This window comes from Nostoc sp., assembly GCF_036916985.1.
Classification (GTDB): Bacteria; Cyanobacteriota; Cyanobacteriia; order Cyanobacteriales; family Nostocaceae; genus Nostoc.
Genome location: NZ_JBALFD010000001.1, coordinates 1 through 14,335 on the forward strand (window position 1 = coordinate 1; position 14,335 = coordinate 14,335).

Below are 14,335 nucleotides of genomic sequence, written 5' to 3' on the forward strand. Positions count from 1 at the left end.
AATCTGTTAATCTAACTCGCAATGGAGCAGACATCTTGTAGTACCTGTTTTTTAGACCTTCTCTATCTTATATTTAATTGTAACCACCTACTTATTGCTTGGTTTCTAGATGAATATAGCTACTATTTTGCTAAGTATCCCAATATAAATTTTCATTTCATTGGACACAGTAATGGGACTTATATTCTAGGGGAAAGTTTGAAGAAAGTACCTGGAATGAAGTTCAAACGAGCTTACTTGGCTGGTAGTGTTTTACCAAAAGAATATCCTTGGAAAAAGATATTTGACAAGGGTCAAGTAGAGAAGCTATGCAATGCCCGTAGCTCTTTTGATTGGCCAGTTGGAATTCTGTGTAGTGGTTTACGAGGAGTAGGAATGGCAGATATTGGAACTGGAGGATTTGATGGTTTTTTGATGGGAGATATACGATTGCAAGAATTTTGTTATTTTAATGGAGATCATGGAAAACCTTTAGAGGAGAGTAATCATACCAATATTATTAAGTATATTTTGACAGGCATCATTTCTCAACCCGAAGGACTGAAATCTGAAGCAGAAATATCTAAGTTTCAAATTTTATCAAGAATTTCACCTTTTGCTACTCGTTTGATTTTTCTAGTCATTATAATAGTCAATTTATTCTTTATATTTTATAACTTTTCACTGATAAAGTTAGCCATAGTTTTAATCTCCGATGTAGTAATTTTTTGGTTAATCCGAATTTTATTAAGTGTCATATAGTCCAAATTTACTAAGTCTCAGGTCGGCTATAACTATTTTTTCTACATAAAACCCAAATGGCACTTATGGCTAACTCCTTATTATCAGATACAAGGTCACTGTTCTCCTTTTCTTAGTACCATTCGGGCATGGTGCAAGGGAGAGAATTAAAATTACCTCTTTCCCCTCTGCTCCCAGATTGCGATAGAATACAGCCCACGGGCGCTTGTTAGGGGTTGGGCAATGAGTTCTGTAATTAATGTAAATTTACCAGGGCAGTCTTATGAGATTGCCATCGCACCTTCGAGTTTAGATCAACTCGGTCAACAGATGGCTAGTCTCAAGCTAGGCAAGAAGGTATTGCTGGTTTCTAATCCGACGATTTTTAAACATTTTGGCGAAAGAGCGATCGCATCCCTAAAATCTGCTGGATTTGAAGTTGCTAGCTGCACCCTACCACCTGGGGAACGCTACAAAACCCTCAATTCCATCCAAAAACTCTATGATATTGCCTTAGAAAACCGCCTAGAACGTTCTGCGACTATGGTGGCTTTGGGCGGAGGTGTAATTGGTGATATGACTGGCTTTGCGGCTGCAACTTGGCTACGCGGTATTAATGTTGTCCAAGTTCCTACCTCTTTGTTGGCAATGGTAGATTCGGCAATTGGTGGCAAAACTGGCGTGAATCATCCCCACGGCAAAAACTTGATTGGGGCATTCCATCAACCGCGCTTAGTTCTGATTGACGCAGATGTGTTAAAAACTCTACCTATGCGCGAGTTTCGGGCAGGGATGGCAGAAGTTATTAAATACGGTGTGATTTGGGATGCCGAATTGTTTGCCCAGTTGGAAGCAAGTAAACGCCTCGACCAACTCCGCTATGTCAAACCTGAGCTAATAACCACCATATTAACGCGCTCTTGTCAAGCTAAAGCTGATGTTGTTAGCAAAGATGAGAAAGAAGGGGGATTACGGGCGATTCTCAACTATGGACATACCATCGGTCATGCAGTGGAAAGTTTGACTGGTTATCGCCTAGTAAATCACGGTGAAGCAGTGGCTATTGGGATGGTAGCAGCCGGTCAAATTGCTGTGGAATTGGGAATGTGGCAAAATGTTGACACAGAACGTCAAAATGCTTTAATTCAAAAAGCGGGTTTACCGACTCAATTACCAACTGGGGTAGATATTGAAGCAATTATTGAGGCGTTGCAGTTAGATAAGAAAGTCAAAGCTGGGAAAGTGCGGTTCGTTTTACCAACAGAGATTGGTGTAGTAACAGTTACCGACGAAGTGCCATCGGATATTATTCGGCAAGTTTTGCGAGAAATGTGAACAAAGAAGAATTCAGGAGTCAGAATAAAACATTAGTTGCTATGTTCTTCAATTACGAATTACGAATTACGAATTATTGAGCCATGATACTCCAAGCCAAGAATCAATTGACCTTGCAAGAGTTCTTAAATCTTCCATCAGGTGAGGGAGATATCACCTATGAACTCATTGATGGTCAAGCAATTCCTAAAATGTCACCAAAATTTTTTCACGCAAAACTTACCCGTGTCCTTCTCAATTTGATTGAGCAATCCTGTGAAGGGAAAGGAGAAGTTTGCCCAGAATGGGCTGTTGCATTAACCCGTCGGGGACGAGATTGGATGCCAATTCCAGATATCTTGTACATTTCTTATGAACATTTACCTGCTAACTGGGATGAAAACGAAGCTTGTCCCGTTCCTCCTGATTTGGTAATTGAAATTATTTCACCCGGACAAACCTTTGGGCAAATGGCGGCTAAAGCCAAAGACTATTTAGATGCTAAGGTGCTGCGGGTGTGGATATTAGATAGTAAAGCCAGAAGCATTACTGTTTTTTATCCAGATGCAGCACCACAAACTTATATGGGAGAAGAATTACTCACAGATTCTTTATTTGAGGGACTGGAATTTACGGTCGAACAGGTGTTTCAAAAGGCAAAAATACCATTAGATGCTCAATAGTAGATTTTTTGCATCTAGGACAATTTTTTAGCTCTCAAGATTCATCGAAATTTCAAGTGGTGGAAGTTTGCCTAGTTTTAACAAGTTGCTTGAGTAACTTGGCTACTGAATTGATATGGTAGCTGGATTTTTGCTGTGCTGTACTAATAGTTTGATTGATTAATTCACCCATTTGCGGGAGGTAATTAGCAACCCAATAAGTGTACTTTGCTTATAGTCAGACCAATACAAGATGGTTTGAAGCAGGATTCACGCAACAGGTGTATCAATTATGTTAAACCTAATATCCAACGGATGTATAAAAATAAAACCCTTGGTGGTTTCAACAGCTTTTTTGCTGGCTATACAGACTTCTGCTAATGCTGAACAAGCTGTTCCTAGTTTAACTCCAGCACAAGCCCAACATTTATCCCGTGACTTGGTTCCATATAGTTCTCAAGACTTTTTTAGGCAAGGAAAAGATTCAATTGAGAGAGAAATTCAAATTCTGAGGCAAGAACAACAGCGCTCAATTAAACCTGTTCTTAAGATTGATTCAGTACCGCAGATAAAAAAACCAAATCCCCAGCAAAAACCTCAAAGTCTTATCTAAGGAATAAGAATTAAATAACATACAATTTATGTCCTTGGTTTACCTCACCCTCAATCCCTCTCCGATATATTGGAGAGGGAAGCAGAGATAGGATCAAGTTTTGCATCTTATTTAATCCACGTTCCTAAGTAAGAATCATCATCCTTTTATGACTCTTGAAATCGCTATTTTTTGTAATGTTAATTCTTGAAATGTAGCATATAAACTACACTCCCAAACATCAGAATCAATATGTTCTGCTTCTGAGTTACAGAGGTTTTGTGTTTTCAAGAAAATTTGTAACACAAATTTACAATTTTAATCGTCTAGCAAAGCCATCAACGCTTGAACTTCAACGTCTTGATCTTGCGGTTCTGATAATTGAGACTGTAGCTTTAATAGTTGACCCTGTAATTCTTCTACTACATGGAGCATATCAGATTCTTGTGCAATTTTTAGCTGATTTTCTTTAATTTTGATTTGTTTAAGCAAATTATTTTCAACATGGGTTGAGTTGTAATGTTGAGCAATCATAGCTTTAGTTTTATGATCAATGTATGGGGTGCAGTGAAATTTTTCACCCATGTATTATTCCACACTTTTGTCATTTTTTAAATATAGCTGTTCTTGGTGAGCTAGAAGAACTCCACACCCAATGCCCTCACAGATGTTTTCGCAGAGGGGACTATGATGTACCTTGTATGACTAGGAAACGCTATAAACATTATTTTGTGAACAGTATGGACTTAAAGTTTATCAAGAAAAAGATTTATATCTTTGTAAAAATTATATCTACAGTGCTTATAACAAGCGCAATTGGATTGGAATCGTGGAATATTTATGCAGTAATCACCAATACTAATGTACCAAGCAGTCTGAATCCAATTTTTTGGATTGAGCGTTTTGCCATGATCAGCCATTTTATCGAAGGCATTATAGCAGCTTTTTATGCACCTTCAAGACAAAAAATACCAATAAAATATGCTACTTACACTTTTTTTGTCGGCACAATTGGTTTGTTAGAACTGTTTGATCGACAGGATGACTATTGAGGCTTCTATACCTTCAAGGCATAGGTTTTTAGATTCGGTTGGTAGGGTGCGATCGCATAACGCACTCTACCTACAAAAATTGTAAGTTATTAAGTATACGCTACTTATCTGCGGGGATTTCCCAATGTCGGTAACTGGTGAATCTGATACTCAGAAGGGAGTATAGTTTATATAGCTAGCTTTTTGCTGAGATTTTAGTTTGATACTAAGGAATTGAAAAATGTCTACTGATACCGACATAGTTAGTTACGTTGAAGAAAGCGAATTTGATGTTGTTTTAAATGGAAGTGAAGAGAAAATTGTTGTTGTTGATTTTACTGCTACTTGGTGTGGCCCCTGTCGCCTAGTCAGTCCGTTAATGAATCAACTTGCCGAAGAATACAAAGGTCGCGCTAAAGTCGTTAAGGTGGATGTTGACAGTAACAAGCCAATTTTCAAAAAATTCGGTCTTCGGAGTATTCCAGCAGTTTTAATTTTCAAAGATGGTATCTTAGCAGAAACGATAGTAGGGGTTTCTCCTTACGAAGAATTTAGCGCGGCTGTTCAGAAACTTCTTTAGATAATTCGTAATGACGATCTTCGCTCTTAGCGTCTCCCCTTCTCTACGAGACGCTACGCGAAGGTAATGCGTAATTTGTAGATATTATCATTAATAATTACGAATTATTTTAATTTTTGATTTGTCGCCTGTAATGTGACTGGACTAAACCACTAGGATATTGTTTTGAGTTAATCAGTTCCAATTTTTCTTCAGGGGTAGGCGGTGGGAAAAGTTGTATACCGCCACCTAAGATAGTTGGAATAGTTGAAATAATATATTCGTCAATCAAGCTGTGCTGAAGAAACGAATTGATTAATTTTCCGCCACCAACTAGCCAGATATTTTTAAAACCTTCAGTCTCTATAGTTGCTAGTGCCTGTTTTACTGGTTCAGAAACAAACACAACGTCCTCACGCTCAGATTGGAGATGGCGCTGGGTGAAAACGAAGGATTTTTTTTCTGGATAAGGCCATTGTTCAAAACCAAGCCCTACTTCATACGTCTTGCTACCTAAAGCGATCGCATCAATGGATTCGTAGAAAGCAGTGTAACCGAAGTCTTCACCTTCTGTATCAAGGATTGATAGCCAATCAATTCCGCCATCGCTACGAGCAATGTAGCCATCCAAACTAGCTGCAATGTAGAGTGTAACTTTCGTCACGTCGCTTCGCTCCGAATTCAAAATTCAAAATTAATGATCCCCCTAAATTTATTTATGGGCTTGTATCATAAGTTGTTTTCGGTCATTGTGTTTCTGAATTTGGTAGTTTTCACTCAATTAGTGCAAACGATCGCAGGCTGATTTCTTCTACAGTATTTTAGCCTTGGATGGTTTATATCACAAAATAGCGGTAGCTTACCCAATTACTTACGTTTTTTGATTGTATCTTTTAAACCGACCTGCAATAATTTCTCGCTCTTGATAAATGCTTTGATCTACTAGAACAGACTAAACGGGAAACTTAGATTATTCTCTCACTGAGAGAAACAGGTAGGGTCGTCCATGAAAAAATTGCTCCGGCGTATTAAAATATTGCTCCAACGTATCCTCAAAAGGTTTGCATCCACTTCTCAGCAACCATCGCCCTTAATAAATTCTCGCCCTCGCCCATTAGAGACTTCTATTCCCAGTGTTTCTCCCCGATGGGAGTCTGGTTTGGTGCTTGTGTGTTCACAATGTACAAACGAGCAATCAGGCTCAACAGCTTCCGAAGACTTAGAAAATTGGTTGAAATCGCGTTTAAAATTTGAGGGATTATGGGGTGATTTTCGGGTGGTTAGCACCAGTTGTTTAGGAGTTTGTCCCCGAATAGGCGTTACTGTTGTGCTTGTAAGTAATGGAAGTTACGGTAATAGTCCCTGCTTAATTGTAAATCCTCGGAGCGATCGCGAACTTCTCTATTCATACATCAAACAGAATAAGGGCTGACTGCAAAAGTTTCCTAAAGCTGCAAATTATTGAATATCAAACTGGATTTTATCTTGCAGTATGTTTCCATCAAGTGAAAAAAAAGGAGTGAATATTTAGAATTCACCCCTTTTCCAGGTTATTATGAAGGTAAATAATACTATCCAATCCGTATTAATACCATTCTGATTTGAAGAATTAGTCTTTTAAACGAGGTATATTTGGTCTTACAAAGGTAGCTGAGGAATTAGTGCTTCGGGCATTAGTGCTTGAAGAAGCAGTAGTTGGCGAACTGAGATTCAAGAAATCAATGAGTTTAAGGGTACGATTACGAATTTTCCAGCGTCCATTTCTGTTAACGACTTGATCTTCATAAGTGCCATTAGCGACATCAATGCTAGTTTCCGAACGTTTATGAGTAGCATGGAGATAAGAGGTCATCGTTGCTTTATTATTCTCAACTGAAATGTTTATTGTACCCATCAAGTGTTGAGTAGCTGTATAACCATTTCCTTGGAATACTGAATAGACAAAATCTGCCCAAGAATCTGTCCCATAACTTGTTTGAGTTGCCCCATCAGGGAAAATGGCAGTGAGAACTGCATCTTGAGTAAAACAATCCCGATAAATATTCTTGCCTTCTTGGAGATTTCCTCTACCAATAGCGTCAGTTCCTAGCGAGTAACAGGATGTTAATTTTTGAATTTCTAGTTCCGCGTTAGGTTGAGATGCACTTGCTAGTTCAAACTTACCGCCAACAAACAGCACAAGAGCAACTGCAAGCACAATCAAAGTTATACGATTTAACAGAAACGAAATAGCCTTGGAAACTATTCCGCCATTTTCTCTTCTTTTTTCCACAAGATTACTCCCTTAATTATTTACAATCTTTGCATCTTGTACTGTAGCCAAAACTAAAGTTTTGACTAATAATTTTAGCCAACAAAACCTGGCTAAAATGCTTGGAGATTTTGCTAGGAATGATATTTTATATTCGCTAGAAAACCTATTTTCTAGTGAATGATAAAGCTAGTACGTACAAGATTTGATGTATACAATTAGTTATAACAGTTAATTAATAAGTTATAGGTGTTAATTGCAACTAAGTTTGTGTTGATTTGATTAAGTAATAAAGTTACCACTTACATAGTTTTAGTAACAGCAAAACGAATTTTAGTTTACCAATTTTCAGCAAGTCCTAAATAGAATTACTATAGCAATCCTAAAAGATTCGTGATAAAATTCTCAACGGAAATCGGCGGTAATCCCATCCCAACAAGAGGAGTGTCTGGGATAGCCGCCTGCCGATTTAGTCATTATTCATTGGTGCTAATGACTAATGACTTCGATTTCCCCCCGACTTCAAGCCAGGAAATGAGTTAACTCCTTTGAGAAGTCGAGAATCTGAGGCTAAAACTATCAAAATTTATCGTAAATTAAGGGGTTTAAGACCCCTACATCTAGATGTAGTACCCATTTCAGTCGGGGTTTGTCTTGAGAAATCGCTCCACTTGGGCAAAGCCCAAGACCGCGTTTCTCGCTAAATCCCCGTCTGAAATTTCTTTAATTTTGAATTTTGTTAGCGCAGCGTAAAGCCTGCGGCATGGCTTCTCGTAGAGACGCTGCGCGAACGCTTAGAGCGAGTCTGCGTACCCTTACAGGGAAGCAAGCTACGCTTTTAGCGTCTCGTAGAGAGCGTCATTTTGAATTTTGAATTGTTAATTATTCTCCCAAAATGGGAATAGAAATTATAAATTGTGTTCCTTGTCCCAAGACTGATTCACAAATCAAATCTCCACCATGATTTTCAACTATAATTTGCCGACTAATAGATAATCCTAATCCCGTCCCCTTTCCCACACATTTGGTAGTGAATAAATTCTCAAAAATGCAGGCTTTAACTTCTTCTGCCATTCCTTTGGCATTATCTTGAATCTTAATTACTACATTTTTATTATCCATCGCCACATTAGTTTCAATAGTAATAATGTTAGGATATGTTTCTTGAATCTCTAAAAAGTCACGACCGATATTTGCTTCTTCTAAAGCATCAATTGCATTCGCAAGGATATTCATAAACACCTGGTTTAATTGTCCCAAATAGCATTTTACTAATGGAATATCTGTATAATGTTTAATGATTGTAATAGCAGGACGATTATGATCGGCTTTTAGACGATGCTGTAAAATCAACAAAGTACTATCGATACCTTCGTGGATATTAGCTAATACTTTCGAGGTAGTATCAGCGCGGGAAAAAGTACGGAGAGAGGTACTAATGTTACGAATGCGTTGTGTCCCTACTGTCATACCATCAATCATTTTTGGTAAATCTTTTAGCAAGAAATCTATATCTATTTCTTCGGCTTTTTCTTCAATTTCAATACCAGGATTGGGGAATTTTTCTCGATATAGTTGCAGATAATCTATTAAATCATTAACAATATCTTTGGCTTGAGCGATACTACCTGTAATAAAACCAATGGGATTGTTGATTTCGTGTGCTACACCTGCAACTAAATTTCCTAAAGAAGACATTTTTTCACTTTGGATAAGTTGTAATTGCGCCTCTTGTAAATCTTTTATGGATTGTTCTAATTCCCTAGATTTATCTTGTGCCCTTGTATACAAGCTAGCATTTTCTATAGCAATCGCCATTTGCGAAACTAAGACTTTTAATACCTCTACTCTTTCTAAAACAAAAGCTCCTGATGATAACTGGTTTTCTAAATAAATAATACCAGTAAGCTGTGATTGATACATAATGGGCAAACAAAAGATTGATTTTGTTTGAGATTTCTGAATATAGATATCAAAGTTAAATGGTTCTGTAACTGTTGCATTATTTAATACAAGATACTGCTGAGTTCGGCAAACATAATTAATCACAGAGAGCGGTAAATCCTGATAGGTTTCAACAGGAATAGAGCGTAAGACAGTCACCACCTCGTCAGTAGCATTTCCAGAAGCTTCGATATATAAGTGATTATCTTTAACTAGGAGTAGTACTGCTTTTTGGGCAGCAGCATTTTCTAGTAAAATTTTGATCAACTTGCCCAATAAATTTTCTAAAACAATTTCGTTGGTAATCGCTTGTGAAAACTTAATGAATGCATTAAAATCTAGAAAATCGCTCAGGCTGCTATTGGTAGTAGTGTTAGTGGTAAGATGAACTGTATCCATTTTTGAAGTAGTGTTTTCTACCGTAGTAGTTTGTCCTACTAGAAAAGCATACTTGGATTCTAAGTATTTAACTTTAGCGATCGCACCCCAGCGAATATAGGCATAATAAGCTTTAGTTATGTAAGTTTGATGAATTAATTCTTTACCTAGAGACTGATAAAATTTTCCAGCTAACTCATAACCTAAAGCTTCTTCTTGGAGAAAACCGTTTTCTTGAGATTTGGCAATCGAGTGTTCATAGTAGTCCATTGCCTCAAGTTTTTGACCCAAAACGTGATATCTTTCTGCCTCTACAAGATAAAATCTGTGTAAGTGATTTGTCGGAGCATGAGTAGCCCAGAGTTCCATCTTTTGCTGATTAGCTCGGACTTTTTCTAGAATAGCTTGCTTGTCAGACTCTTGGGCAGTATGATATATTGCCAAGTGGGCTAGAGAATCGTAAAAGTAGAACAGTGGAACAACAAACAAGCCTGTAACACCACCTAAAGATTCTTCTGCGATCGCAGCATTTTCTACAGCTTTAAAATACTCTCCAAATATGTAAGAGAGCATTAGCTTATTCACAAATAAATGGTTAATTGTGTAAAGGTCATTTACTTGCTGATGAATTGGCAACATACTTTGCTCGTTGTATGCTTCTCCAATTAAACAGTCCACATTTTCAAAACTTCCTTTCAAGTTCAGAACTGTTTGTAAATATACTGAGTTCCAAGTGAAAGCTACTTGCTGCTTAATTTTTTTCAGCGAATCACAATAAGCTATCAGTTCTTGTTCGAGAACCCAAAGTTCCTTACCCAGCCAAAATGAATGATAGGGATAAATGTAACCACAATAACCAGCATATTCTAAATCTCCAGTTTCCAGACCGCTAGAATACCCTGACATGGATGATGTTAATGTCTCTCTAACATGCTCTTTCCAATGCATAACATGGGCACTAACAACCGTCAGAATCTTCGCCTTAAGTTCTTCAGCATTAAATTGTGACACCAAACTAGAAGCTAACTTTCCAAATTCATAGCCAGAATTAATTTCTCCTTGAACTCCACAAAGAAGTAATCCATAAAGACTATAACCATAGGCAGATACAGCTGTATTGCCATACTTTAAGGACAAATTGACCATTTTACAAACAATAATTGGCATCATTGCAGGTGCAGTTTGAAAAGCCGCAGGGAGAACTCCCATTAAGATTCTCATGGCTGCAATCTTGTTAGGATCGGTCATTAATGGTAAGTTAATTAAGTCTGCAATGGCTTTCCCTTTCAAAGAAGCAGCAATTTCATCCATCCCCTGCTGAATATCAGTTGATGTTGGCTCATCTGGAAAATTTATTCCTAACAATTGCAGAATTGATACTGCTATTTGAATAGCTTCCAGTTGCTTGCTTTGAATGATAGAAGCGATAATCTGTACTTCATAGACTTTCACTTTATCTAGAAGAATTTTAGCTTCTTGCTGCACCACCTCAGCCCATTTTTGCATCTGCTGAAAATCACCGCCTAGATAGGCTGCCTCTGCGGCTCCTTCATATAAACCGATGGTTAAGGTATATTCATTTTGCCAAGCATCTATACTTAAAAGTTCTATCCCATTTGTGAAGTATTTAAGTGCGGCTTCGTAAGCTGTAGAAGCTTTAGCTTTTTGTCCGGCAATTAAATTTAATCGTGCTAATTCAGTTTTTTCAGATTGCTCTATCAGGTTAACAATACCTACATTCAACTGATTGACAATATCAAAAATATTAGCTTCTATTTCCTCTTTAGGTATATTTTGGAGAAGCAATTGCCCAATTTTCAGGTGAGTAGATTTCTTCAGTTCTTCTGGAATTAACGAATATGCTGCTTGTTGTACTCTGTCATGCAGGAACTTGTAACCTACCCGTGAAGTGTCAAAATTTAAATTAACCGCTTCTTCTTGATTAAAAACTAAAGGAATACGATAAGCTTCACTTAAAGGCAGAATTAATCCAGCTTGTAAAGCTGAGTGTAAATCATTTGCTGTCAAAGAAGGCGATTTTTCATTAACTATCGATAAAACATCTAAACTAAATCTGTCGCCCACACAAGCTGCTAGTTTTAAAACCTCTTGGGTGAACTTTGGTAGCTTTTCAACTCTACTAGCAACTAAGTCAACGACATTTTTATCGGTAATGCCAATTGCTTGAATATCTTCTAAACTCCACTGCCATTTAGCATTACTAAAGTCAAATCTTAACAGCTTTTCTTGATAAAGTACCTGCATTAGTTGTGTTATGAAAAATGGGTTGCCACCTGTTTTATTACAAATTAACTCAGCTAATTTAATAAGTTCCTTGTTAAAAATTCCAATTTCTTCATTCTGGTTTACCTCTGTTTCTTGGAGAGTTTCGGCAACTAGCTGAGTTACATTCTCTAAATTTAAAGGTTGCAATACAAGATTATTAACAACTGTACCACTATTCTTAATTTCTTCTATTTTTTGGATTAAAGGATGTGCTGAACTAACTTCATTATCCCTATATGCCCCAATAAATAAAAAATATTTGCTGTCGGTGTCAGTTATGAGCAGTTGGATTAAATTTAAAGTAGCTGAATCTGCCCATTGTAAATCATCTAAAAAGATAACTAATGGGTGTTCTTTTTGAGTAAAAACTTGGATAAATTCTTTAAAAACATGATTGAAACGATTTTGTGATTCTGTTGCCCCAATTTGGGCAACTTCCGGCTGTGTACCAATGATTAATTCTACTTCTGGAATTACATCAGTAATGACTTTTCCATTTGTTCCTAAAGCTGATAATATTTTTTGACGCCATATTTCTATTTGTTCATTATTTTCTGTCAACAGATATCGCATTAAATAAGCAAAAGCTTGAATTAAAGAAGCATAAGGTATATTCCGCTTTAATTGGTCAAATTTCCCAGAAATAAAGTAACCTTGTCTGCGGGTAATGGGTTTATTAACTTCGTTGACTAAAACTGATTTGCCAATACCAGAATAGCCAGAGACGAGCATCATTTCACTAGTTCCAGATGTAATACGCTCAAATGCAGCTAACAGTTCATTAACTTGTTCTTCACGACCATATAATTTTTGAGGAATTAATAACTGACTCAAGACATCTAAACGACCTGGAACAAAATCAGTAATGATTCCCTTCGTTTCTAATTGGTTGAGACATAATTCTAAATCTGCTAATAATCCTGTGGCACTTTGATATCTGTCTTCCGCATTTTTTGCCATCAGCTTCATCACAATTTCCGAGACGGCGGTAGGAATTTGTGAATTTAATGATTGCGGGTTTATCGGTTGAATAGCAATGTGACTATAAACTATTTCTAGGGGGTCTTGGCTAAAAAATGGTGTTTTATCAGTGAGCATTTCATATAAAGTCACACCAAGAGAATAAAAGTCAGTGCGATAATCAAGAATGCGATTCATTCTCCCAGTTTGTTCAGGAGACATATAGGCAAGTGTGCCTTCAACGCAATTAGGGTTATTAAATTGGGGATTTTCTTTATTGAGGCGAGAGGCGATACCAAAGTCAGCAAGTTTAACAATACCTGTCTGGGAGTTAATGATGATGTTACTAGGTTTAATATCTTTATGAATAATCTGGTATTTATGTAAATAGTCCAAGGCTTTAGTCAGTTGAATGGCAATTTTTAAATGGTTAATTAAATCGAGTTTTTCTATTTGTAGCAGTTGAGTTAAAGACTGACCACCAAAGTCTTCTAATAACAGTCCTACACGATTTTGAAAGGTTTCTAGACTGATAGCTTTAACTATATTGGGATGGTCTAAACCTTGCTGAATTTGGTACTCGTTTTTAATCCGAGTAAAGGCTTCGAGAGTCGGATATTCATTTTTAAGCAGCTTGAGGATAACTCGCTGTTGCGTCTTTGGCCTTTGTGTCTGATAAATAATTGTTTGAATTCCTTCGTGGAGAGTCGAGTTGATTTGATATCCAGTACGATTTGGCATTGATTTTTGACTATAAAGTTATCAAATTAGCATCACCCCCTGTCTTGTCATGCAAGGGGTTCTAGTTTAATTATTCCCAGCAGGAGAAAATTATTAACATTGGAATTCCATACTCAAGGGTTGTACATTAAAAAATGATTATTCCCTGGTAAAGGAAAGTAGTAGCTAAAATCTGACTGTAATTTTTACGCCAACCGCAGATAAGGACACTTTTGTAAAAAACCAGAGGCCTTATTGTGTGCGTCTATATTATGAGTATGCGTTGGTGTCGGTCGAATAATGCCACCAAATAGGTCATCCAAGCCGTAGGGTGTAAAAAATTGCCATTGCCCTTGTGCATCTAGTCGAACTCCCACAGCAGTAGCAGTATGCAGCCAATCTGCGATCGCATCCTCTGTATTAGTATAAGGTCTGCTGCCAAGTCGCCAACGAGCAAAACTGGCTTGATTTTTGACATCAAACTCGTCATGAGGAAATTTTTCTGTGAGGGTTGTCTTTGCTACTTGTTCCTGGGAACGATTTCCTTCTATATCAAAGAATGCAATATCAAAATCTTTAATACCTAACCCACAGTCATTGCCAAAAATTGCAGACCAAATGGTGTTTCGGACTGCACCACCGGCTAACCACCAGTTAGGTAGATTTAGTTGAGCGATCGCAGGTAATACTGTATTAATACGTGTATCAGCTAAAATCATCTGTAGGCGAGTGTTACTATTCATATTAAATGCTTGTGGTTGTCAAGTAAAAGGTGAAAATATTATCATTCACATTTCATGAAACTTACGGTGTTGATAGTCCTGCTGTGACACTTGGCAAGTCAATCTTTTTGAGGATAACTGCTGAAGTCATAGTATAAAGAAAACAAGGTTACACGAAGGTTAAATTGTGAATTGA

The 14,335-nt window shown here is 37.3% G+C and carries 12 protein-coding genes; 7 read left to right on the forward strand and 5 right to left on the reverse strand.

The window, feature by feature from the left end; genetic code table 11:
* The first annotated feature begins 21 nt into the window (after positions 1-21).
* From V7L07_RS00005 to V7L07_RS00020, 4 genes are all read left to right on the forward strand, one after another.
* Entirely contained in the window at positions 22-741 is a 720-nt protein-coding gene (locus V7L07_RS00005) for a hypothetical protein (RefSeq protein WP_335053886.1), read from the forward strand.
* Positions 742-963: 222 nt separating this feature from the next.
* The gene (gene aroB, locus V7L07_RS00010) at positions 964-2,055 is read left to right on the forward strand and encodes a 3-dehydroquinate synthase (protein WP_335053888.1); all 1,092 of its coding nucleotides are present in this window, start codon (positions 964-966) and stop codon (positions 2,053-2,055) included.
* Positions 2,056-2,138: 83 nt separating this feature from the next.
* Positions 2,139-2,717 (forward strand): Uma2 family endonuclease, encoded by a 579-nt coding sequence (locus V7L07_RS00015; RefSeq protein ID WP_335053890.1) that lies wholly within the window; start codon positions 2,139-2,141, stop codon positions 2,715-2,717.
* Positions 2,718-2,988: 271 nt separating this feature from the next.
* Complete coding sequence (locus V7L07_RS00020; RefSeq protein ID WP_335053892.1) at positions 2,989-3,309, forward strand: hypothetical protein; 321 nt, start codon at positions 2,989-2,991, stop codon at positions 3,307-3,309.
* 297 nt (positions 3,310-3,606) lie between these two features.
* Here the strand turns inward: V7L07_RS00020 and V7L07_RS00025 are convergent, their stop codons facing one another.
* Positions 3,607-3,822 carry a hypothetical protein gene (locus V7L07_RS00025; RefSeq protein WP_335053936.1) on the reverse strand — a complete coding sequence of 72 codons (216 nt, stop codon included), beginning with the start codon at positions 3,820-3,822 and terminating at the stop codon, positions 3,607-3,609.
* 206 nt (positions 3,823-4,028) lie between these two features.
* Here V7L07_RS00025 and V7L07_RS00030 point away from each other — a divergent pair, with 206 nt between their 5' ends.
* On the forward strand, positions 4,029-4,340 hold the full coding sequence (locus V7L07_RS00030) for a hypothetical protein (protein WP_335053938.1): 312 nt from the start codon (positions 4,029-4,031) through the stop codon (positions 4,338-4,340).
* Positions 4,341-4,560: 220 nt separating this feature from the next.
* Positions 4,561-4,899, forward strand: a complete 339-nt coding sequence (trxA, locus tag V7L07_RS00035) for a thioredoxin (RefSeq protein WP_179065584.1) — start codon at positions 4,561-4,563, stop codon at positions 4,897-4,899.
* 109 nt (positions 4,900-5,008) lie between these two features.
* Here the strand turns inward: trxA and V7L07_RS00040 are convergent, their stop codons facing one another.
* Positions 5,009-5,542 carry a dihydrofolate reductase family protein gene (locus V7L07_RS00040; protein ID WP_335053894.1) on the reverse strand — a complete coding sequence of 178 codons (534 nt, stop codon included), beginning with the start codon at positions 5,540-5,542 and terminating at the stop codon, positions 5,009-5,011.
* A 342-nt stretch (positions 5,543-5,884) separates the two neighbouring features.
* Between V7L07_RS00040 and V7L07_RS00045 the strand changes: the two genes are divergently transcribed.
* The gene (locus V7L07_RS00045; protein WP_335053896.1) at positions 5,885-6,310 is read left to right on the forward strand and encodes a (2Fe-2S) ferredoxin domain-containing protein; all 426 of its coding nucleotides are present in this window, start codon (positions 5,885-5,887) and stop codon (positions 6,308-6,310) included.
* Between the two features lie 177 nt (positions 6,311-6,487).
* Here V7L07_RS00045 and V7L07_RS00050 read toward each other — a convergent pair whose 3' ends face one another.
* The 3 genes from V7L07_RS00050 to V7L07_RS00060 all read right to left on the reverse strand — a co-directional run bounded on the left by V7L07_RS00050 (position 6,488) and on the right by V7L07_RS00060 (position 14,160).
* Positions 6,488-7,150, reverse strand: a complete 663-nt coding sequence (locus V7L07_RS00050; protein WP_335053898.1) for a nuclear transport factor 2 family protein — start codon at positions 7,148-7,150, stop codon at positions 6,488-6,490.
* A gap of 861 nt (positions 7,151-8,011) precedes the next feature.
* Positions 8,012-13,438: a trifunctional serine/threonine-protein kinase/ATP-binding protein/sensor histidine kinase gene (locus V7L07_RS00055; protein WP_335053901.1), complete on the reverse strand. Its 5,427-nt coding sequence runs from the start codon at positions 13,436-13,438 to the stop codon at positions 8,012-8,014.
* A gap of 185 nt (positions 13,439-13,623) precedes the next feature.
* Positions 13,624-14,160 carry a nucleotidyltransferase family protein gene (locus V7L07_RS00060; RefSeq protein ID WP_335053903.1) on the reverse strand — a complete coding sequence of 179 codons (537 nt, stop codon included), beginning with the start codon at positions 14,158-14,160 and terminating at the stop codon, positions 13,624-13,626.
* Positions 14,161-14,335: the final 175 nt, after the last annotated feature.

Excerpts from the sequence above, each read along its gene's own strand:
- V7L07_RS00005 (WP_335053886.1), top strand. The coding sequence starts at position 22 with ATGGAGCAGACATCTTGTAGTACCTGTTTTTTAGACCTTCTCTATCTT.
- aroB (WP_335053888.1), top strand. The coding sequence starts at position 964 with ATGAGTTCTGTAATTAATGTAAATTTACCAGGGCAGTCTTATGAGATT.
- V7L07_RS00015 (WP_335053890.1), top strand. The coding sequence starts at position 2,139 with ATGATACTCCAAGCCAAGAATCAATTGACCTTGCAAGAGTTCTTAAAT.
- V7L07_RS00020 (WP_335053892.1), top strand. The coding sequence starts at position 2,989 with ATGTTAAACCTAATATCCAACGGATGTATAAAAATAAAACCCTTGGTG.
- V7L07_RS00025 (WP_335053936.1), bottom strand. The coding sequence starts at position 3,822 with ATGATTGCTCAACATTACAACTCAACCCATGTTGAAAATAATTTGCTT.
- V7L07_RS00030 (WP_335053938.1), top strand. The coding sequence starts at position 4,029 with ATGGACTTAAAGTTTATCAAGAAAAAGATTTATATCTTTGTAAAAATT.
- trxA (WP_179065584.1), top strand. The coding sequence starts at position 4,561 with ATGTCTACTGATACCGACATAGTTAGTTACGTTGAAGAAAGCGAATTT.
- V7L07_RS00045 (WP_335053896.1), top strand. The coding sequence starts at position 5,885 with ATGAAAAAATTGCTCCGGCGTATTAAAATATTGCTCCAACGTATCCTC.
- V7L07_RS00055 (WP_335053901.1), bottom strand. The coding sequence starts at position 13,438 with ATGCCAAATCGTACTGGATATCAAATCAACTCGACTCTCCACGAAGGA.
- V7L07_RS00060 (WP_335053903.1), bottom strand. The coding sequence starts at position 14,160 with ATGAATAGTAACACTCGCCTACAGATGATTTTAGCTGATACACGTATT.